The organism is Pseudomonas spirodelae (assembly GCF_034653255.1).
Classification (GTDB): domain Bacteria; phylum Pseudomonadota; class Gammaproteobacteria; order Pseudomonadales; family Pseudomonadaceae; genus Aquipseudomonas; species Aquipseudomonas spirodelae.
This window is the reverse complement of sequence record NZ_JAYEET010000045.1, coordinates 78,269-98,919: the sequence shown is the minus strand read 5'-3', so window position 1 is coordinate 98,919 and position 20,651 is coordinate 78,269. Positions and strand designations below refer to the sequence as shown.

Below are 20,651 nucleotides of genomic sequence, written 5' to 3'. Positions count from 1 at the left end.
TGGTTCGCCCCACCGCTGTCAATCAGCGGGTGGGGGAGCGGCACGTCCAGTGCCGCGGGCAATGTTGCGCAATGCGCAGGGATCAACGTTCGTGAACGTAAGTGCCGGGGGCGGCTTCGCCGGCGGGGTGTTTCTTATTACCCAAGTGGGTCGGTGCTTTTTTCAGTTCCCCGGAGCGCGCGGCGAGCCAGGTTTGCCAATGCAGCCACCAGGAGTCGGCGTGCTTGGTTGAGCTGGCCTGCCAGGTTTTCGGGTCCGCGTACATCTGGGTGTTGGTCATGTAGCGTGCTTTCGGGTTGCCCGGCGGATTAAGAATGCTCTGGATATGCCCGCTGTTGGACAGTACGAACTCGACGTTACCGCCGAACAGGGTTGCCGATTTGTAGCAAGACTCCCAAGGCGTGATGTGGTCAGTGGTGCCTGCTACGCAGAACAAATCGGTGGTGACCTGCTTGAGGTCGATTGGCGTGCCGCATACCTCCAGTGCGCCCGGGCGGATCAGCGGGTTGGAGGTGAACATGTCGATAAATTCGCCATGCAGAGCAGCCGGCAGGCGCGTGGTGTCGTTGTTCCAATGGAGGATGTCGAACACCGGCGGCTCGTTACCCAGTAGGTAATTGTTGACCCAGTAGTTCCAGATCAGGTCATTAGGGCGCATCCAGGCGAACACCTTGGCCATGTCTTTGCCTTCCAGCACGCCGGCCTGGTAGGAGCGACGCTTGGCCATTTCCAGGCTCTTCTCGTCGGCAAACAGCGCGACATCCGTTTCCAGGCGGTTATCCAACACGCTGACCAGCAACGTCAGGGCGTGCACTTTCTTCTCGCCCAGCGCCGCATAGTGGCCGAGCAGAGAGGTGGTGGTAAGGCCGCCGGAGCAGGCCCCGAGCATGTTGATGTCTTTGCTGCCGGTGACGGCGCTGACCACGTCGATGGCTTCTTTCAGCGCTTCGATATAGGTCGATAGGCCCCACTCGCGGTGCGCTTTGGTCGGGTTGCGCCAGCTGACCACGAAGGTCTGGATACCGTTGCGCAACAAGAAGCGCGCCACGCTCTTTTCCGGCGACAGGTCGAATACGTAGAACTTGTTGATCTGCGGCGGTACCACCAGCAACGGGCGCTCCTGCACCTGCTCGGTGATTGGCTTGTACTGAATCAGCTCCAGCAGGTCGTTGCGGAAAATCACGGCACCGTCGGTGGTGGCCAGGGTTTTGCCGACCTCAAAGGCATTCATGTCGACTTGGCTGGGCATGCCGCCGTTATTAACGATGTCCTTCGCCAGATGCCCCAGGCCGTCGAGCAGGCTTTTGCCGCCGGTTTCGAAGAAGCGCTTGACCGCCGCCGGGTTGGCCATGGTGTTGGTGGGCGCCATGGCTTCGGTCATCAGGTTGATCACGAAGTGACCACGGCTGGCATCCTGCTCGGACAGGTTGCTGTGTTCGACCCAGTCATGCAGTTCTTTGCGCCAGGCCAGGTAAGTCTGCAGGTAGCGGCGGTAGAGCGGGTTCTGGCTCCAGGCTGGGTCGGCAAAGCGCCGGTCGCCGTCGTTCGGCGTGAGTTCGGATTGGCCGAGCATCACATTCTTCAACTCGATGCTGAAGTGGGCCAGGTGTTTGGCGCTGTGCAGGGGTTGCTTGAGGGCCTGCTTGAGCACAATGCGGGCGGAGCTGAGCAAGTCTTTACCACGGATACCAATGACCGGGTTGAGGCCTAGGGTGTTTTCCGAAGCCTGGTGCTTCAGGTCATCATTATTCTTATTTGTCATCTACAACGCTCCATTGTCCTGAGACGAAATACCGGCGTCTTGCATGGCTCTAGCTCACGAGGCTTTGAACACGTTCTAAAGGCCAGGTATTGCCCGGATTACCAAGGGCGGATCGCTCCGCAATCGTCCTGTCACTGGTCAGGCCAGCCACGATAGATTTTCCAGTTACTTGGTTACCCGAGTTTATGGCTTTGTGCAAGCGAGCCGCATGTTGGACGGTATAGGGAGGAAGTATGCAGAGAAGGATTAGAAAATGCGCTCTAACCGGCCAGTAACCAACGGCTAGAGGGCTGGCGTGGCGCTGCGGGTTGTCGCGCCGCGAAGAGGGCGAATAGGAGAAGATGCCGAGCGTTTAGGGCAATTGCTGAGGCTGAGCGCACCTGGCGCTTCAGAGCATTAACTTGACCAGGCTTTCGCTGGGGTCGCGGGATTTGCCGGCAGCGCTAAGCGCGGCCAGGTAGTCACGCCACAGTTCGCTTTGGCGCAGGGCCAATTGCTCAAGGTAATCCCAACTGAATAGGCCGCTGTCGTGGCCGTCATCGAAGCTCAGCTTGAGTGCGTAGTTGCCGGCAGGTTCGATCTTGCTCAGGCCAACGCCGAGCTTGCCGGTTTGCAAAATAGGCTTGCCGTGGCCTTGGACTTCCGCCGAGGGCGAATGCACACGGAGAAACTCGGCGGGCAGGGTGTACTGCTCGTCAGGCCCGTAGTGCAGCTCCAGGGTTTTCGAGGCTTTGTGCAATTTGATCGCGGTGGGGATGCGCATGTCTGCTTTCCGTTAAAGGTCATTCAGCCTGACCGCGGTAAGCGCGGCCAGGCTGATTGCGGCGGGGGTTACAGAATATAGCGCGAGAGGTCTTCGTCCTGCGCCAGCTCACCGAGGTGGCTGTTGACGTAGGCCGCGTCGATCACGATCGGCGTGCCATTTTGCTGGCCCGCCAGGTCGCCGGCGCTGAAGGAGACTTCCTCCAGCAGGCGTTCGAGCAGGGTGTGCAGGCGGCGCGCACCGATGTTCTCGGTCTTTTCGTTGACCTGGTAAGCAATCTCGGCGATGCGCTTGATGCCTTCGGCGACGAACTGAACGCCCAGCCCTTCCGTGTTCAGCAGCGCGACGTATTGTTCGGTGAGCGAGGCGTGCGGCTCAGTGAGGATGCGCTCGAAGTCTTCCGGGGTGAGGGCTTTGAGCTCGACACGGATCGGCAGACGACCTTGCAGCTCCGGCACCAGATCGCTCGGCTTGCTCAGGTGGAAGGCACCGGAAGCGATAAACAGGATGTGGTCGGTTTTCACCATGCCCAGCTTGGTGTTGACCGTGCAGCCTTCGATTAGCGGCAGCAGGTCGCGCTGCACGCCTTCGCGCGATACATCGGCGCCGCTGGTGTTGCCGCGCTTGGCGACCTTGTCGATCTCATCGATAAACACGATACCGTTCTGTTCAACGGCTTCCAGGGCCAGGGCCTTGAGTTCTTCCTCGTTGACCAGGCGCGCGGCTTCTTCATCGCGCACCAGCTTGAGGGCTTCCTTGACCTTGAGCTTGCGGCTCTTCTGCTTGCCCTTGCCCATGCTGGAAAACAGGTTCTGCAGCTGGTTGGTCATCTCTTCCATGCCCGGTGGGGTCATGATTTCGATACCGGCCGGGGCGTCGGCGACTTCGATCTCTATGTCCTTGTCGTCCAGCTGGCCTTCGCGCAGGCGCTTGCGGAACAGTTGGCGGGTATTGGAGTCGTTGCTCGAGGCCGCTTCTTCGTTGAAACCGGTGCGCGCTGGCGGCAGCAGGGCATCGAGAATGCGTTCTTCGGCGGCATCTTCGGCGCGGTGACGGACCTTGATCATCTCCTGCTCGCGCAGCATCTTGATCGCCGCATCGGCGAGGTCGCGGATGATCGACTCGACATCACGGCCGACATAGCCGACCTCGGTGAACTTGGTCGCTTCCACCTTGATAAACGGCGCATTGGCCAGTTTGGCCAGGCGCCGGGCGATTTCGGTTTTACCGACGCCGGTTGGGCCGATCATCAAAATGTTCTTGGGCGTGACTTCAGCGCGCAGCTCAACCGGCAGCTGCATGCGCCGCCAGCGGTTGCGCAAGGCGATGGCCACGGCGCGCTTGGCGTCGTCCTGACCGATGATATGGCGGTTGAGCTCGTGAACGATCTCGCGGGGCGTCATGGACATGCGGGGGTACTCCAGAAAAGACCGCGCCTTACTCGGCGCAGTCTTCCTCTTCAATAGTCAGGTTTTGATTGGTGAAGACACAGATGGAACCAGCAATGTTCAACGCGGTTTCGGTGATTTCACGGGCGCTCAATTCGGTTTTCTGCAGCAAGGCCATGGCCGCCGCTTGGGCGAAACCGCCGCCGGAACCCATGGCGATTAGGCCATGCTCGGGTTCAACCACGTCGCCGTTGCCGGTGATGATCAGCGAAGCATCTTTGTTGGCGACGGCCAGCATGGCTTCCAAGCGGCTCAGGGAACGGTCGGTGCGCCAGTCTTTGGCCAGCTCGACGGCGGCGCGGACCAGATTGCCTTGGTGCTTTTCCAGTTGGCCTTCAAAGCGTTCAAACAGGGTGAAGGCATCGGCGGTGGCGCCGGCAAAACCGGCGAGTACTTGGCCGTGGTACAGGCGGCGAACTTTTTTCGCGTTGCCTTTCATCACGGTATTGCCAAGGGACACCTGGCCGTCGCCGCCCATGACGACTTTGCCGTTGCGGCGTACTGAAACGATGGTGGTCAAGGGGAGAGTCTCCACGCAGCGGGGCGAAAGTGCCCAATGCCGAATGAAGTGGGGGCAGCGGTGGCCCGCTTCAAGCCCTGGAACGATTCCCGTCCGACAAATAGTCGTCAGAGCACGCCACAGGGCCTGAATTCGTGGGGTTTATTGCACCTGGCGCTGCTGTAACAACAGATTGCTAAAGCCGCTGGCGGCCAGGGACTTTTGCGCTTGGCCGAGCTGTTCGCGGCTGGCGAAGGGGCCAACCAAAACGCGGTGCCAGGTTTCCTCGCGTACCGTGCCGGATTCCACTTTGACGTTCTGCCCGAGCAGGATGATCTGCGCGCGCAGGCTATCGGCGTCGTCCTTGCGGCGGAATGAGCCAGCCTGGAGGAAAAACTGCGAGCTGACTGGACCTTTGGCAATCACCGGCGGCGGTGGCGGCACCTGACCATTGAGCGCCGCCTGGGCACGTGCCGCATCAATCTTGGCAGCCTCTTCCGGCGTTACTGGTTTCTGCGGCGGCGTAACCACAGGCTCTTCGACGGCCTGCTGCGGCAAGATCACTTCTGATTCTGGCAGCAGGGTGTAGAAGTCGTACTTGGGCTTGGTCGGCTCCTGAGTGGCGGGCTTGGCGCTCGCCGCTTTGCTGGCCTGGTTGGCCCGGGCTTGTTCGACCTTGCTGCGTTTGATTTCATCGCGGCCGGGTTCGAGGCTGAACAAAAACACCATAAAGCCGCCGATCACCAGGCCGCAGACCAGCCAGAACCAGCCCGGCACCGGCTTTTTCGCTGGTGCCTTGTAACGGCTGGCGCCGCGTTTGGCGGCGGGCTTCTTTTTCACCGCCACTTACATGCGCTCCAGGGTTTCCAGGCCGAGCAGCTCGAGGCCCTGCTTGAGGGTGCGTCCGGTCAGTGCGGCCAGGCGCAGGCGGCTGTTACGCGTGGCCTCGTCCTCGGCGGCGAGGATCGGGCAGTTCTCGTAGAAGCTGGAGAACAGCCCGGCCAGGTCATACAGGTAGGCGCAGAGCAGGTGCGGTTCGCCCTTGTCGGCGACGCTGCCAAGCACTTCGTTGAACTGCGCGAGCTTGCCGGCCAGCTCGATTTCCTGGGCGGCCTGCAGGCTGAGGCTGCCTTGAATTTCATCAAAACCCTTGCCCAGTTTGCGGAACACGCTGGCCACGCGGGTGTAGGCGTACAGCAGATACGGCGCGGTGTTGCCCTCGAAGCTCAGCATCAGCTCGAAGTTGAAGCGGTAGTCGCTGGTGCGGTGCTTGGACAGGTCGGCGTACTTCACCGCGCCGATGCCCACTGCGCGGGCGATCTGCCGCAGTTCGGCTTCGTCGAGTTCAGGGTTTTTACCTTTGACCAGGGTGTAGGCGCGTTCTTCGGCCTCATCGAGCAGGTCGACCAGCTTCACCGTGCCGCCGTCGCGGGTCTTGAATGGGCGGCCGTCGGCGCCGTTCATGGTGCCGAAGCCCATGTGCTCCAGCTGCATGGTGGCGGGGACGAAACCGGCCAGACGCGCGGCGGTGAAGACCATCTGGAAATGCAGGGCCTGGCGCTGATCGACGAAGTACAGCGCGCGGTCGGCTTTGAGCACGTTGGCGCGGTAGCGGGTGGCGGCCAGGTCGGTGGTGGCGTACAGGTAACCGCCGCCGGCCTTCTGCACGATCAGCGGCAGCGGGTTGCCTTCGGCGTTCTTGAACGCGTCCATAAACACGCACTGCGCGCCATCGCTTTCGCTGAGCAAGCCCTTGGCCTTGAGGTCGGCGACTACATTGGCCAGGTCGTCGTTGTAAGCGCTCTCGCCCTTGACGTCGGCCATGCTCAGTTTGACGCCCAAGCGGTCATACAGCGCCTGGCAGTGGCTCAGGGAAATATCGTTGAAGCGGTGCCATAGGCGTAGGCATTCGGCGTCACCAGCCTGCAACTGCACCACCAGCTCGCGGGCACGCTCGGCGAACTCGGCCGAGTCGTCGAAACGCTTCTTCGCCGCGCGGTAGAAACCTTCCAAGTCGGCCAGCTCGCTTTCAGCGGCCTCTGGGTTTTCCTGCATATAAGCCAGCAGCATGCCGAACTGGGTGCCCCAGTCGCCGACATGGTTCTGCCGGATCACCTCGTCACCGAGGTATTCCAGTACCCGCGCCACACCGTCGCCGATGATGGTCGAGCGCAGGTGGCCCACGTGCATTTCTTTAGCCAGGTTAGGCGCCGACAGGTCGACCACTACGCGCTGCGCCGGACCATTTTTGCGCACGCCGAGCTTGGCATCGGCCAGCAGGGCGTCCAGGCGCGCGGCCAGGGCTTGGGTGTTCTGGTAGAAGTTGAGAAAACCCGGGCCGGCGATTTCGACTTTGCTGATGGCCTCGTCCGCGGGCAGTGCGGCGATCAGCTTTTCGGCCAGGTCACGCGGCTTCATGCCGGCCGGCTTGGCCAGCATCATGGCGATATTGCTGGCGAAGTCACCGTGGGTCTTGTCTTTGGTGTTCTCCACCTGAATAGCCGGGCTCAGGCCTTCAGGCAGCACGCCTTCGGCAGTGAGGCGGGTCAGGGCTTGCTGGATCAGGTGGCGAATGGTGTCTTTCATGGTCTGCTCGGTCGGCCGTTGGTGCGGCGGCGCACAAAGGCGCTGGTTGAAAACTGCGCATTATCGACGCCCTTCGCCCGCAGCTTCAAGCAGCCTGTGGTTTTCTCCGGCTAAAGGTCGCCGCGCCGCGGTGTTGCCCGGCTGCAATCCGGGCCACGTTGGCCGCCGCAAAGCCGCCCGCAGATTGCAGCCGTACTGCGGCCTGGCTTAGGCGCTGCGCTGTGAGGTCAGGCGTACAGCCGCGTTGCCGGCGACGAAATACGGCGCCGTGCTGCGCGGCAGCGGGCTGCGACCACGGATTTTATCGGCGATCTTCTCGGCCATCATGATGGTCGGGGCATTCAGATTGCCGGTGGTGATCAGCGGCATGATCGACGCATCCACTACGCGCAGGCCTTGCACACCATGTACCCGGCCTTGGCCATCAACCACGGCCATGACGTCTTCACCCATCTTGCAGGAGCAGGAAGGGTGGTAGGCGGTTTCTGCGTGTTCACGGATAAAGGCATCCAGCTCGGCGTCGGACTGCACGTCCCGGCCTGGGCTGATCTCGCGACCGCGATACGGGTCCAGCGCCGACTGCGCCATGATTTCGCGGGTGATGCGGATGCCGTCGCGGAACTCGCGCCAGTCCTGTGCGCTGCTCATATAGTTGAAGAGGATGCTCGGGTGCTGGCGCGGGTCCTTGGAGGTGACCTGGATACGCCCACGGCTGGGCGAGCGCATGGAGCCCATGTGCGCCTGGAAACCATGCTCTTTAACCGCGTTGCTGCCGTTGTAATTAATCGCTACCGGCAGGAAGTGGTACTGGATGTTCGGCCACTCGAAGTCTGCGCTGGAGCGGATAAAGCCGCCGGCCTCGAACTGGTTGCTGGCGCCGATGCCTTTGCCCTGGAACAGCCACTGCGCGCCAATCATTGGCTGGTTCCACCATTGCAGCGCCGGGTACAGAGACACCGGCTCCTTGCAGGCGTACTGCAGGTACACCTCCAAATGGTCCTGCAGGTTCTCGCCAACGCCAGGCAGGTCATGCACCAAGGGGATGTCCAGCTCGCGTAGCAGCGCTGCCGGGCCGACGCCTGAGCGTTGCAGGATTTGCGGCGAGGCAATCGCGCCGCCGCACAGCAGCACTTCACGGCGAGCTTTAACAGTGGTGGCTGTGCTGCTGTCGCCGTGCAGGTAGTCGACGCCGATGGCGCGTTTGGCGTCGAACAGAATGCGATCAGTCAGGGCGTGGGTGACGATGGTCAGGTTCGGTCGTTCGCGGGCCTGATCCAAGTAACCGCGCGCGGTGCTGGCGCGCCGTCCTTTGGGCGTGACAGTACGGTCCATCGGGCCGAAGCCTTCTTGCTGGTAACCATTGAGGTCGTCGGTACGTGGATAACCGGCCTGCACGCCGGCTTCGATCATGGCGTGGAACAGCGGATTGTTACCGTTCTTCGGCGTGGTCACGCTCACAGGGCCGTCGCCACCGTGGTAGGCATTGGCGCCGATGTCGCGGGTTTCCGCTTTGCGAAAGTAGGGCAGGCAATCCAGGTAGCTCCAGTCTTCCAGCCCCTGCTCTTTGGCCCAGCCGTCGTAATCCAGGGCGTTGCCGCGGATGTAGCACATGCCATTGATCAAGGACGAGCCGCCCAGACCTTTGCCGCGCCCACACTCCATGCGGCGGTTGTTCATGTGCGGCTCGGGGTCGGTGAGGTAGGCCCAGTTGTAGCGCCGGCCTTGCAGCGGGAAGGCCAGGGCGGCGGGCATCTGGGTGCGGAAATCCACGCGGTAATCGGGGCCGCCAGCTTCCAGCAACAGCACGCTGACGTCGGCGTCTTCAGTCAGGCGGGTGGCCAGTACGTTACCGGCCGAGCCGGCGCCGATGATGATGTAGTCGAATTCTTGGGACATGGACGTCACCTGTAATAGCGGGTCTGTGCAACCCGTAGGGTGGGTTAGGCGCAAGACCGGGCTTGGTTATGCATCCGATCTCGGTGCGCCGTAACCCACCGGGTCGATCGGATTGACGAGCGGGTGGGTTACGCGGCGCCTTGCTCTGCGGTGCGCATAAACGTGCTGCGCCGCGCCGCTAACCCATCCTACGATCTCGATCAGAACACCGAGGCGAAGTCGCCCAGTTCGAGCTGCACGGATTTCAGGCGGGTGTAGTGCTGCAGGGTGGTCAGGCCGTTTTCGCGGCCAACACCGGACTGCTTGTAGCCGCCCACGGGCATTTGCGCGGCGGATTCGCCCCAGGTGTTGATCCAGCAAATCCCGGCTTCCAGCTGGTGAATCAGGCGGTGCGCGCGGTTGACGTCGCACGTCACGACACCGGCCGCCAAGCCGAAGTCGGTGGCGTTGGCGCGTTGGATCACTTCGTCTTCGCTGTCGTAGGCCAGCAGGCTCATCACCGGGCCAAAGATTTCTTCACGGGTGATGCGCATGCTGTCGGTGCAGTCGGTGAACACCGTCGGCGCGACATAGGCGCCCTGGGCCAGTTCGCCGTCTTGCAGGCGTTGGCCGCCAATCAGCAGGCGGGCGCCTTCGGCACGGCCACTGTCGATATAGCCCATGACTTTTTCCAGATGAGTGAGGCTGACCAGCGGGCCGAAGTTGGTGGCTTCATCTTGCGGGTCGCCGATGCGGATGCGTTTGACCCGTTCGAGCAATTTGCTTTCGAAGCTGGCCAGCAACGCGCGCGGTACGAACACTCGGGTGCCGTTGGTGCAGACTTGGCCGCTGCTGTAGAAGTTGGCCATCATCGCAATGTCGGCCGCGCGATCAAGGTCGGCGTCGGCGCAGATGATCAAGGGCGATTTGCCGCCCAGCTCCATGGTCACCTCTTTCAGTGACGAGCTGGAGGCGCTGGCCATGACCTTTTTGCCGGTCACGGTGCCGCCGGTAAAGGAGACTTTCTCGATGCCTGGGTGCTCGGTAAGCCACTGGCCCACCTGGCCGTCGCCATTCAGCACGTTGAAGACGCCATCCGGTACGCCGGCTTCGCTGTAAATCTCGGCGAGTTTGAGCGCCGACAGCGGCGTGACTTCGCTGGGTTTGAAGATCATCGCGTTACCGGCGGCCAGCGCTGGGGCGGATTTCCACAGGGCGATCTGAATCGGGTAATTCCAGGCGCCGATGCCCGCGACCACCCCCAGCGGCTCACGGCGGGTGTAGACAAAACTGCTGTCGCGCAGCGGGATCTGCTCGCCTTCGATGGCGGGAACCAGGCCGGCGTAGTACTCCAGCACGTCAGCGCCGGTGACGATATCGACGTAGCGGGTTTCCGACAGCGGTTTGCCAGTGTCGAGGGTTTCCAGCTCGGCCAGCTCATCGTTGCGTTCGCGCAGAATATCCACGGCCTTGCGCAGGATGCGTGAGCGCTGCATGGCGGTCATCGCAGCCCAGACTTTTTGCCCGGCGGCGGCGCTGATTACGGCGCGCTCGACGTCGGCCTGGCTGGCGTGTTGCACCACGGCCAGTAGTTCATCATTCGCCGGATTGAGGCTGTTGAAGGTCTGCTGGCTGCTGGCGGCGCTGGGTGCGCCATGGATGTAGAGGGGTTGTTCGGGGAAGCGCGGCATGATCGTTCCTCTCGTCGGTGAAGCGCGGACGTTGGAGCCGCCCGGCGCGGGGAATTAGCGGTCGAGCCTACGTTATTTTTATTGATCGTTCAATCAACAAAAAGCCTTGGGCAAGCTGCAGCCCTTGCCATTCGTGGCGTGCAGCGTTTTTGTAGGCCTTGTCTAAGGGTCAGGGCGTGTTGATGCCCAGTTGCAAATCCAGATAATCGCAGGCGATTTTTGCGGCGTGCTGGGTGTCAAAGGTTTCCCCGGTCAGGGCGCCGCGCAGCCACAAACCGTCTATCAGGGCCGCCAACCCTCGCGCTGCTTGGCGCGCCTCGGGAACTGGCAGGGTGCGGCGGAATTGGCTGCACAGGTTGGAATACAGGCGTTGGTCGTTGACCCGCTGCAAGCGGCGCAGGGAGAGCTGGTGCATGCTGCTGGCCCAGAATGCCAGCCAGGTTTTCATGGCCGGGCCGTTGACCTGGCTGCTATCGAAATTACCTTCGATGATGGCGCGCAGGTGCGCCCGTGCGCTGTCGTCGGGCAGCGCGGCGCGGCGTTCGCGTACCGCCAGATTGAGCGCCTGCATAAGGTGACGCATGGTTGCCTCAAGCAGGCCGTTCTTGTCTTTGAAGTAGTGGCTGATGATGCCGTTAGACACCCCGGCCAGGCGCGCGATGTAGGCAATGCTGGCGTCAGCCAGGCCGACTTGGTCGACAGCCTGCAGGGTGGCTTTAATCAGTTGCGAGCGGCGGATGGGTTGCATGCCAACCTTGGGCATGGGCGACTCCGTGTGCAGGATGTGAGCGGGGCGAGTCTCTGCGCAGGCAGCGCAGAGACTCGGTGCTTATGCGCTGGTGACGTAACGCAGCAGTTCGACCACCTGCTCCGGGGTTTGCGCCCACGCCATGGCGGCGGCGTCGACTTCCTTCAGCGGGTGAATGATGTCGTCATTGTGCAGGGTGATATACGGCTTGCTCAGCGCCGCGCAGTAACCGGCGTCGAAGGCAGCGTTCCATTGCTTGTATTTATCACCGAAGCGGATCACCGCAATGTCGCACTGTTCAATCAGGTTTTTGGTGCGGATGGCGTTGACCTTGGAAGACTTGTGGTCACGCCAGAAGGGCTGGCTTTCGGCGCCCAGCACGTCACCGGCGGCGTCGCTGCTTTCGTGGTCGGTAACGGCGGAGGTGAAGTGGATGTCGAGGCCAAGTTGTTCGGCCCCCGACATGATTTGCTGGCGCCAGTCGCTGTGAATTTCGCCGGAGAGATAGACAGTCCAGGTCATGCAAACCTCTTGAGTCATTGGGTGAAGGATGGAGGCGTCACGGCCTAAGCGGCCGGCCAGTTTGCCACGCTGGCGCGGCTTTTTCACGGCGGGGCCGCGCGTGGGGGCGAAGGCCAGCGCCACGCCGTGACAATCCAGCGCCGCCAGGCCGCTAAGGGGCTGGCGGCCATCGACGAGTAGGCCGAACAAGGCGAGCCATTCGCTCGCCCTTTTTAATCAGCCGGGGCGGCTTACTTAAGCCACTCAGCGACGCGCTCTGGGTGCTTGGCAACCCAGTCTTTGGCCGCCGCAGCGGGCTTGGCACCGTCGCGTACGGCGAGCATGACCGAGCCAATCTCAGCGCTGTCCCAGTTGAACTTGTTGAGGAACGCGACGGCTTCCGGTGCTTTATCCTTCACGCCTGGGTTGGCCATGGTGTCGACATGTTCGGCATCGCCATAGACATTCTTCGGGTCTTCGAGGAAGCGCAGGTCCCACTTGGCGAACATCCAATGCGGTACCCAACCCGGTACGACAATGGCTTTTTGCGACTTCTCGGCGCGCGCCAATGCGGACGCCATGGCTGGGCCAGAGCTGCTCAGCAGCTTGAGGTCGAGCTTGTAGGCGTCAATCGCTTCTTCCGTGCGGCGCATGATGCCCGCACCCGCGTCGATGCCGGTGATCTGGCCATCGAAGTCGGCGGCTGATGCATTCAGGTCTTCAATGCTTTTGGCGTTGACGTAGTTCGGCACAACCAGGCCGATTTTCGCGCCGTCGTAGTTGGTGCCGAGGCTTTCGACCTTGTCTTTGACCTTGGCGTAATACTCGCCGTGTGTGACCGGCAACCAGGCGCTGAGGGTCAGGTCGAGGTCGCCGCGGGCGAGGCCGTTCCACATGATGGCAGGCTCAACCGGCAGCAGTTTTACGTCGTAGCCGAGCTTGCTTTGCAGGATTTCTGCTGCCACATGGCTGGTCGCTACGCTGTCGTCCCAGCCGTTTACGTAGCCGATTTTGAGAGTGACCGGGTCGGCTGCCATGGCGCTGGACATGCCCAACGCCAGGGTGGCGACGCCGAGTGCTTGCAGGCAACGAGTCTTGATTGTGCGCATACGAAGTGTGCTCCATATCAGATAGCCGCTAAGTAACAGCGGTGAGGTTGGCGAACATATAGAAGAGTGGGCAGGCGCTGAGGCCTGCCCGGCGGGGTTAGAGCGCCAGGTACTGCTTAACCGCAGCGGCGCCGTCTTTGCCGTCGTAGGTGGTCACGCCCTGCAGCCACTGGTCGAGCGCCTGTGGGTTGGCGCGGATCCAGTCTTTGGCGACCTTGGTGGGGTCTTCTTTCTGCAGCACCTTGTCCATCAGCTGGCTTTCAATCTCGACGCTGAACTGCAGGTTGTTCAGCAGCTTGCCAACGTTGGCGCAACGCGCCTCGTAGTCTTTCGAGACGACGGTATAGACCTTGGCGGCGCCGTAATCGGGGCCGAATACCTCGTCACCACCCGCCAGATAGGTCAGGTCGTACTGGGTGTTCATCGGGTGCGGCGCCCAGCCGAGGAAGACCACCGGTTGCTGCTTCTTCACGGCGCGCTGCACCTGCACTAGCATGCCGGCTTCGCTGGACTCGACCATGCGGAAGTCGCCCAGTGCGTACTGGTTGTCCTCGATCATTTTCTCGATCAGCAGGTTGCCGTCATTACCGGGCTCGATGCCGTAGATCTTGCCGCCCAGCTGGTCCTTGAACTTGGCAATATCCTGGAAACTCTTGAGGCCGGCTTCGGCGGCGTAAGTCGGCACTGCCAGGGTGTACTTGGCGCCTTCGAGGTTGGCTTTGGGCAGGACTTTTACCCCGTCATCCTTGAGGAACGGCTCGATCACCGCATCCATGGAGGGTGCCCAGTAGCCGAGAAAGACATCAATCTGGCCTTTCTTCACGCCGGTAAAGGCGATGGGCACCGAAGCCATGATTTTGCGCGGCTGGTAGCCCAGGCCTTCGGTCAGGGTCATGGCCACGCCGGTGGTGGCGGCAATGTCGGCCCAGCCGATTTCGGCGAAGCGCACTTGTTTGCAGCTTTCAGGCTCTTGGGCCCAGGCGGCCTGGGTCAGGGCGCAGCTGATAAGGGTGACGCCAGCAAGGCTTTTGATCGGGTTCATGGCTAACTCCTTGAGCAAAAAGTGGGGGCGTTACGTGCGTTGCAGCTTGGCGTTGAGCCAGGCGAACACGCCGGGGCGATTAGCGATTTGCGGGTTGCCGAAGCTTTCGGTGATGCGGTCGAGGATGATCGCCAGCAGTACCACCGCCATGCCGCTTTCAAAGCCGAGGCCGATATCCAGGCGCTGAATACTGGCCAGCACCTCGTTGCCCAGGCCGCCAGCGCCGACCATTGAGGCGATGATCACCATCGACAAGGCCATCATGATGGTCTGGTTAACCCCGGCCATGATCGAAGGCATGGCGTTGGGCAGTTGCACCTTGAACAGCAGCTGGCGCCCGGTGCAGCCGAACGACTGGCCGGCTTCGACGATTTCCTTGTTGACCTGGCGGATGCCCAGGTTGGTCAGGCGTACCGCCGGTGGCATGGCAAAGATCACCGTGGCGATGATCCCGGGCACGCGGCCGAGGCCGAACAGCATGGCCGCCGGGATCAGGTAAACGAACGCCGGCATGGTCTGCATGAAATCCAGCACCGGACGAATGGTGGTGGCTACCCGCTCACTGCTGGCGGCCCAGATGCCCAGTGGAATGCCCAGCAGCAGGCTGATCAGGGTGGCGGAGAAGGTCAGGCCGAGGGTCACCACGGTCTGCTCCCAGAAGCCGGTCAGCACGATCAGAGCAAAGGAAACGGCAGTAAACACCGCGAACTTCACACCGATGCGCCACAAGCCCAGCGCGACGAAGAGGGCGATCAGCAGCCAGGCGGGCGGCCACATCAGCAGGTTTTCCAGGGCCTCGGAGAAGCCATTGACCACGCCGCCAATGCTGTCGAACGCGCCGCTGTAGTTATCCAGCAGGTATTCCACGCCGTCGTTGACCCAGGTGCCCAGGTCGATTTTTTTCTCACTCATTGGATTCTCCCTGCATGCGGCTCAGAAGGCTGCCCTTGCTAATCGAGCCACTGTATTGGCCGTCCTCGTCGACTACCGGCACCGGGCCGTCGGTTTCCACCACGCGGCCAATGATCTGCTCCAGAGGCATGTCATGGGACAGCGGCTCGATCTGTTGCAGGGCGTCGGGCTCCAGCGGTTGAACGGCATCACCGTTGACCATCAGGGCGATCTTTTCCAGGCTGATGGAGCCTTGGAATTCGTTGTTCTCATTGACGATAAACGCGTAGTGCTGATCCTGATCCTGCAGCTCCTGACAGATCTGCGCGGCATCTGGCGCTTCGCCGTTGTGCACATACAGCGGCACCGTGTCGGTCATGATTTGCCCGGCGGTGAGGTAGCGGCTGGTGTCGACGGTGTCGAAGAAGTTGCGCACGTAATCGTTGGCGGGGTTATCCACCAGCTCTTGTGGCGTACCGACCTGCACCAGTTTGCCGCCCTCCATGATGCCGATGCGGGTGCCGATGCGCATGGCCTCCTCGATGTCGTGGGAGACGAAGATGATGGTGCGCCGGTGTTCTTTCTGCAGGTCCAGCAGCAGGTCCTGCATCTCGCGGCGCTTGAGTGGGTCGAGGGCCGAGAAGGCTTCGTCCATGATCATCATCGACGGGTCGACCGCCAAGGCGCGCGCCAGGCCGACGCGTTGCTGCATGCCGCCAGACAACTCGTGCGGGTACTTGTCGGCAAAGCTGTCCAGGCCAACCTGGGTGAGCACCTCCATGGCTTTCTCTTCGCGCTCCTTGCGGGCCACGCCGGCCACTTCCAGGCCGAAGGCGGCGTTATCCAGCACGCTCAGCGAAGGCATCAGGGCGAAGGACTGGAAGACCATGCTCATGTCGCGGCGGCGCAGTTCCACCAGCTCCGCTTGCGGCATCTTGGCGACGTTCTGACCGTCGATAAAGACGTTACCCGCGCTGGGTTCGACCAAACGGTTGATCAGGCGAATCAAAGTCGATTTGCCGGAGCCGGAGAGGCCCATCAGCACAAAAATCTCACCTTCTTCGACGCTGAATGAAACGTCGCGAACGCCGATTACAGCGCCTTTTTCGGCGAGGATGCGCTCTTTATCCCAGCCCTGTTTCAGCAGGTCGATGGCGTCTTGTGGATTGTCACCGAAGACCTTGTAGAGATTTTCGACAACGATTTTTCCAGATGGCATGCAGTGGGTGTCCCTTCAAGGGGCCTGCGTAGCTGCGCGGGGCAAATGCCAAGGCAATAACGGACAGCGCGCGCTGACATTGGCGAGCGTGGCAGGCTTGAGTGGGTGAAGGCAGGGAGGGATGACACGGCGGGATGACGCGGGTCGCGTCGGGCATGGGGGCGGCCCCGCTCCAGGTACGCAATGAACGTGGGCGAAACGCGGGAGTGCTGTTGAGTAAACCGTTCTTTGCCGTATTGCAAACCGTGATCCATATCCTCTGCAGGTAAAACCGCCCGATGGTTCGGGCAAACACATCTCGTCACGAGGTGCGTTGTCAGTTCGAGCGTCAACCAGGTCGTGTTCGCCATGGCGAACGGCTTCAGCGGGGCGTGATCATCACCGGCAAATCGTTAACGATCAGCGGCGAAAAATCGCGAAAGTGAGCATGCTGAAGTGCAGCGGCCTAGCGACTGCCTATAAAAACCATAACAGATGTTTCGCTGCCTTGGGCAAGGCTGGAGGCCGCGCCAGCCGTGGCGCGTAGTCGTTGAATCGGCCGCAGGTAAGGTGGTTAGGGGGCTGCGCGGCAATCGCAAAAAGCTGTAATTTTTTTTGAACGAAGGGCTTTTTTAGCTGTTTTTGTTGTTTGACTGTTCAGTCTAAAACAAAAAATCGCCACTCACGGCAGCCAAAAGTGTGTGGCAAGGGAATCAAAAAACCAGTCGCTGGGTCGTGGTTGAGTCGCTAAAAATGGCCGCTGATTTGCTGCGGGTAGGGTGCGATTGAATGCGGTTTTTGCCCGTTGTTCAGGGGGGATTGTGCGGTTTTGCGTTCAAGGCAGGGCTTGGCCCTTGAGTGGGGCGCGCGGATGCATTCAAGGCAATGACCGTGATGCGAAGAATTTGTGGCGATTGAGTGGCTATATTCGGCTAAAAGAGTGGTATGCCCGGTATTTTAGGGGCGGTTGGGATAAGTCAGGTCCGTCGGCAGGTGCTTGTCCGCGACTGATGTCTTATTGCCATCGACGGCCTAAGTTCATACCAATACAGACGGCGTGATCATCTACGCTGTCTATGCGGTATTGGTTTTTTCACCTGAGGCAACCCATGTTGAAGCGCATTGCTGTGGCCGACGTGCGTATCGGTATGTATATCCATGAGTTCTGTGGCGCATGGATGGACCACCCCTTTTGGAAGTCCAAGTTTTTGCTCAAGTCGGCAAAAGACCTGCAGCGGATCAAGGTCAGTAGCATTGGCGAGTTGTGGATCGACGTCAGCAAGGGGCTGGATGTCGATGCCGGCGTCCCCAGCGTGAGCCCTGAAGAGGTGGCAGCTCAGGCCGAGGCGAAATTGCTCGCGGCTGTGCAGGCGCCCGTCGTCAGCCTGGCAATGTCGATGGAGGACGAGGTGCGGCGTGCGGTCAAACTCTGCGCCCGCTCCAAGGCAGCGATTATCAGCATGTTCAGCGATGCGCGCATGGGCCAGGCGCTGCACTTTGGGCAGGCCGGTGAGTTGGTCGAGGAAATCTCCGAATCGGTCATGCGCCATCCCAATGCGTTGATCAGCCTGGCGCGGCTAAAAAACGCCGATGAATACACCTATATGCACTCAGTGGCCGTTTGTGCGCTGATGATCGCCCTGGCGCGCAATTTAGGCCTTAACGAGGTGCAGGTGCGCGAAGCCGGGCTTGCCGGCTTGCTGCATGACATCGGCAAAATGGCGATTCCCAATGCCGTGCTGAATAAACCGGGCAAGCTTAGCGATGATGAATTCGCCACGGTGCGCGATCACCCCGAGGCCGGTTCGCGCATGTTGTTGGAGAGCAAGCAAGTCAGCGCACTGGTGTTGGACGTGTGCCTGCACCACCACGAGAAAATGGACGGTAGCGGCTACCCGCATCGCCTAGTCGGTGAACAAATCAGCCTGTATGCGCGCATGGGGGCGGTGTGCGATGTCTATGACGCCATCACCTCCAATCGGCCCTATAAGCAAGGCTGGGACCCGGCTGAATCAATCCGCAAGATGGCCGAATGGAAAGGCCACTTTGACCCGGTGGTGTTTCAGGCGTTTGTCAAAACTGTGGGCATCTACCCGGTGGGCTCGCTGGTGCGCCTGGAAAGCGGGCGCATTGGTGTGGTCATTGAACAGCAGGCTAAATCCCTGCTCGCACCCAAGGTCAAAGTATTTTTTTCGGCCAAGGCGAAAACCCCGATTCCTCAGGAGGTCCTCGACCTGAGCAAGCTGGGCGGGCGCGACAAAATCATCGGGCGTGAGAGCGCCGAAACGTGGGGGTTTCGCCATGTCGACGAGCTCTGGAGCGGTCTCGCCAATTAATCCCGTGCGCTGAGTCGGCAATCTGCCGTGCTCGCGCTATGTACCCTTCACCCTTGCTCGTGTCCATCAACCCCCACAGATTCGCGGCCTGGGCGTGCTTCTTGCTTGAGACTTTGCTCTGGCGTGCCCTTGTAGTTGGCGCGCTTCACAGGTTGAGGTGTGTATGACTGGAGTACTCAAACCGGGCGTGCGGCTGCTGGAACGGTTCAGCTTTGCGCGTAAATTTCAGCTGGTGTTTGTGTTGTTTGCTCTGCCGTTGGGGTTTTCACTGTGGGTCATCATTAGCAATAACCTCGATCGGCTCAACGCCATTGACCATGAACTCGAAGGCAGTAGTGCGCTGCAGGTCATGGCCGGTGTACAGCACGCGTTGATTCAGCAACGCACCTTGCTGTCGCGCTGGAAGGGTACAGAGAAAGCCGCCGAAGCATTGTTGCGTGAGCGTGAAGCTGACCTCGGGACGACCTTGCAGGCCCTGGAGCAACCACTCCAGTCAGCGCTACTGAGTGACCAGGCCCGCCAGCATGTGCAGACCCTCAACGCCGGGACGGCCGATTTGAGCGTTGATGTGCTGGGTAAACTCGCCCTGCCAGATGCGCTTGAGCGTTACCAAAAGAACCTCCTGACGCTGCTTGCACTGCGCGAGCAAGTGGCCACCGACAGTGGCCTGATCCTCGACCCGCATCTCGACACCTACCTGATGATGGAGCAGTTGACCTACACCTTGCCGCGCCTGCTCGAGCAATTGGGCAGTTTTGCCAGCCAGGGGTATGGCGCGGTGGTGTCGCAGCATTTCACCCTGCAGAGTCGCGTACTGATCCGCGACCTGCGGCGCAGCCTGGATGAGTCGCGCAGTCAGCTACTCAAGGCGCAATCGACCCTCGGCATCGAAGCGCCGCGCGCAATGCAGCAGCTGCAAGGTCCTTATGATGAAGCGTTGCAGGGCTATGAGGCCTTCCTCGCGGGTATCGACCGCGACATGTTCGAAGCCAGCCCGATGGCCCTGACCCCCGAGCAGTTCGTGCAGCGCATTGAAACCCTGCAGGGTCAGCTGCTCGGTTTGCAGGCCGCGCTGTACCAGCAGTTTGCTGGCAGCCTCGGTTATTACCGGCAGAAGGCTCAGGTCGCCATGCTTGAGGTTGTCGGTGTATTCAGCCTGCTGAGTGTGCTGGCGCTGTATGTACTGTTCTGCCTGAATGCCTCTATCCGTCGCAGCACGGCCGGCATCATCCAGGCTGCAGAGGGGCTGCGTGACGGCGATCTGCGTGTGCGCATGCAGGTGCACGGCGCGGATGATCTGGCCAGTATCGCCATGGCCCTGAATGCCGCTGTCGAGCAGTTACGTGGCTCCATGCAGGGGGTTGACCAGCAGAGCCAACAGTTAGGCGGTACGGTGCAGGTGCTCAATGGCGAAGCGCGCAATGCGCTGGCGTCGGTCGAGCAGCAGCAGGCGCAAATGAGCCAGATTGCTGCCGCCGCCACGCAAATGGCCGCCACTGCACAAAGCGTGGCGCAGAGTTGCGAGCAAGCCGCGGTAGAGGCCAACCAAACCCGTGAGATCGCCAGCCAAAGTAACCAGCGCAGCACCCGCACCAGCCAGAGCATGCGCCAACTCAGCAGCCGTCTGGGTGAAAGCGCCACCACCTTGCAGCAACTGCGCACGCAGACTGAACAGATCACCCGTGTGGTGGATGTGATCAAGGGCATTGCCGAGCAAACCAACCTGCTGGCGCTCAATGCGGCCATTGAAGCCGCGCGTGCCGGTGAGCAGGGGCGCGGTTTTGCGGTGGTCGCTGATGAGGTGCGTTTGCTGTCGCAGCGCACGCAAAACTCCACCGCGGAAATTGCCGAGACGGTAGCCAACCTGCACCGCGTGGTCGGCCAGTCAGTCACCCAGATGGAAGAGGCTGTACGTCAGGCCGAAGGGGATGTGGGCAGCGTGCTGACCATGGGCGAAGACTTGAGTGCGATTGTTGAATCGGTGCAGTTGGTGACTGATCGCCTGGCACAAATCGCCACGGCTGCCGAGCAGCAGGCCGCTACGGCCGATGAAGTCAGCGGCAATATTCAGCAGGTCGATCAGGCCGCCAGTGCCTTGCTTGAAGGCGCGCAGGCGGTGAGTCACGCGGCCGAAGAGCTGCGCCAGGGGAGTCAGGTGCTGGCGCAGAATACGGCGCGCTTCAAGCTGGATTAAGGCCAGGC

16 protein-coding genes are annotated in these 20,651 nt (G+C 61.1%); 2 read left to right on the top strand and 14 right to left on the bottom strand.

The features are described 5' to 3' along the window. Positions 1–82: 82 nt before the first annotated feature. From phaC to proV, 14 genes are all read right to left on the bottom strand, one after another. Positions 83–1,762, bottom strand: a complete 1,680-nt coding sequence (gene phaC, locus SOP97_RS14920; protein WP_274087596.1) for a class II poly(R)-hydroxyalkanoic acid synthase — start codon at positions 1,760–1,762, stop codon at positions 83–85. Positions 1,763–2,150: 388 nt separating this feature from the next. Further along, the gene (locus SOP97_RS14915) at positions 2,151–2,525 is read right to left on the bottom strand and encodes a gamma-butyrobetaine hydroxylase family protein (RefSeq protein WP_322949898.1); all 375 of its coding nucleotides are present in this window, start codon (positions 2,523–2,525) and stop codon (positions 2,151–2,153) included. A gap of 68 nt (positions 2,526–2,593) precedes the next feature. Then, complete coding sequence (gene hslU / locus SOP97_RS14910) at positions 2,594–3,934, bottom strand: HslU--HslV peptidase ATPase subunit (RefSeq protein WP_322949897.1); 1,341 nt, start codon at positions 3,932–3,934, stop codon at positions 2,594–2,596. Between the two features lie 28 nt (positions 3,935–3,962). Beyond that, positions 3,963–4,493 (bottom strand): ATP-dependent protease subunit HslV, encoded by a 531-nt coding sequence (hslV, locus tag SOP97_RS14905; RefSeq protein ID WP_298184841.1) that lies wholly within the window; start codon positions 4,491–4,493, stop codon positions 3,963–3,965. 141 nt (positions 4,494–4,634) lie between these two features. Then, positions 4,635–5,318: an SPOR domain-containing protein gene (locus SOP97_RS14900; protein WP_322949893.1), complete on the bottom strand. Its 684-nt coding sequence runs from the start codon at positions 5,316–5,318 to the stop codon at positions 4,635–4,637. Beyond that, on the bottom strand, positions 5,319–7,058 hold the full coding sequence (gene argS / locus SOP97_RS14895; RefSeq protein WP_322949891.1) for an arginine--tRNA ligase: 1,740 nt from the start codon (positions 7,056–7,058) through the stop codon (positions 5,319–5,321). Between the two features lie 207 nt (positions 7,059–7,265). Next, on the bottom strand, positions 7,266–8,954 hold the full coding sequence (gene betA, locus SOP97_RS14890; RefSeq protein WP_322949890.1) for a choline dehydrogenase: 1,689 nt from the start codon (positions 8,952–8,954) through the stop codon (positions 7,266–7,268). A gap of 200 nt (positions 8,955–9,154) precedes the next feature. Continuing rightward, positions 9,155–10,624, bottom strand: a complete 1,470-nt coding sequence (gene betB / locus SOP97_RS14885; protein ID WP_322949888.1) for a betaine-aldehyde dehydrogenase — start codon at positions 10,622–10,624, stop codon at positions 9,155–9,157. Between the two features lie 169 nt (positions 10,625–10,793). Beyond that, a complete protein-coding gene (betI, locus tag SOP97_RS14880) occupies positions 10,794–11,387 on the bottom strand; it encodes a transcriptional regulator BetI (protein WP_322949886.1) in 594 nt (197 codons plus the stop codon). 66 nt (positions 11,388–11,453) lie between these two features. After that, positions 11,454–11,894, bottom strand: a complete 441-nt coding sequence (locus SOP97_RS14875; protein ID WP_274087685.1) for a YtoQ family protein — start codon at positions 11,892–11,894, stop codon at positions 11,454–11,456. Positions 11,895–12,124: 230 nt separating this feature from the next. Beyond that, entirely contained in the window at positions 12,125–12,982 is an 858-nt protein-coding gene (locus tag SOP97_RS14870; RefSeq protein WP_322949884.1) for a glycine betaine ABC transporter substrate-binding protein, read from the bottom strand. Between the two features lie 97 nt (positions 12,983–13,079). Further along, a complete protein-coding gene (locus SOP97_RS14865) occupies positions 13,080–14,024 on the bottom strand; it encodes a choline ABC transporter substrate-binding protein (RefSeq protein WP_274087586.1) in 945 nt (314 codons plus the stop codon). Between the two features lie 30 nt (positions 14,025–14,054). Then, positions 14,055–14,936 (bottom strand): ABC transporter permease, encoded by an 882-nt coding sequence (locus SOP97_RS14860; protein ID WP_322949882.1) that lies wholly within the window; start codon positions 14,934–14,936, stop codon positions 14,055–14,057. Next, the gene (gene proV, locus SOP97_RS14855; RefSeq protein WP_322949881.1) at positions 14,929–16,134 is read right to left on the bottom strand and encodes a glycine betaine/L-proline ABC transporter ATP-binding protein ProV; all 1,206 of its coding nucleotides are present in this window, start codon (positions 16,132–16,134) and stop codon (positions 14,929–14,931) included. Before proV ends, SOP97_RS14860 begins: the two co-directional genes overlap by 8 nt. 1,088 nt (positions 16,135–17,222) lie before the next feature. On the opposite strand from proV, the gene SOP97_RS14850 reads away from it, so the two are divergent. Together SOP97_RS14850 and SOP97_RS14845 are read left to right on the top strand one after the other, a co-directional pair. Then, a complete protein-coding gene (locus tag SOP97_RS14850; RefSeq protein WP_322949879.1) occupies positions 17,223–18,449 on the top strand; it encodes an HD-GYP domain-containing protein in 1,227 nt (408 codons plus the stop codon). Between the two features lie 163 nt (positions 18,450–18,612). Beyond that, on the top strand, positions 18,613–20,643 hold the full coding sequence (locus SOP97_RS14845) for a methyl-accepting chemotaxis protein (RefSeq protein WP_322949878.1): 2,031 nt from the start codon (positions 18,613–18,615) through the stop codon (positions 20,641–20,643). Positions 20,644–20,651 lie beyond the last annotated feature (8 nt).

Bases quoted from the DNA above. Each gene is read 5' to 3' on its own strand.
- phaC (WP_274087596.1), bottom strand. From the start codon at position 1,762: ATGACAAATAAGAATAATGATGACCTGAAGCACCAGGCTTCGGAAAAC.
- SOP97_RS14915 (WP_322949898.1), bottom strand. From the start codon at position 2,525: ATGCGCATCCCCACCGCGATCAAATTGCACAAAGCCTCGAAAACCCTG.
- hslU (WP_322949897.1), bottom strand. From the start codon at position 3,934: ATGTCCATGACGCCCCGCGAGATCGTTCACGAGCTCAACCGCCATATC.
- argS (WP_322949891.1), bottom strand. From the start codon at position 7,058: ATGAAAGACACCATTCGCCACCTGATCCAGCAAGCCCTGACCCGCCTC.
- betA (WP_322949890.1), bottom strand. From the start codon at position 8,954: ATGTCCCAAGAATTCGACTACATCATCATCGGCGCCGGCTCGGCCGGT.
- betB (WP_322949888.1), bottom strand. From the start codon at position 10,624: ATGCCGCGCTTCCCCGAACAACCCCTCTACATCCATGGCGCACCCAGC.
- betI (WP_322949886.1), bottom strand. From the start codon at position 11,387: ATGCCCAAGGTTGGCATGCAACCCATCCGCCGCTCGCAACTGATTAAA.
- SOP97_RS14875 (WP_274087685.1), bottom strand. From the start codon at position 11,894: ATGACCTGGACTGTCTATCTCTCCGGCGAAATTCACAGCGACTGGCGC.
- SOP97_RS14870 (WP_322949884.1), bottom strand. From the start codon at position 12,982: ATGCGCACAATCAAGACTCGTTGCCTGCAAGCACTCGGCGTCGCCACC.
- SOP97_RS14865 (WP_274087586.1), bottom strand. From the start codon at position 14,024: ATGAACCCGATCAAAAGCCTTGCTGGCGTCACCCTTATCAGCTGCGCC.
- SOP97_RS14860 (WP_322949882.1), bottom strand. From the start codon at position 14,936: ATGAGTGAGAAAAAAATCGACCTGGGCACCTGGGTCAACGACGGCGTG.
- proV (WP_322949881.1), bottom strand. From the start codon at position 16,134: ATGCCATCTGGAAAAATCGTTGTCGAAAATCTCTACAAGGTCTTCGGT.
- SOP97_RS14850 (WP_322949879.1), top strand. From the start codon at position 17,223: ATGTTGAAGCGCATTGCTGTGGCCGACGTGCGTATCGGTATGTATATC.
- SOP97_RS14845 (WP_322949878.1), top strand. From the start codon at position 18,613: ATGACTGGAGTACTCAAACCGGGCGTGCGGCTGCTGGAACGGTTCAGC.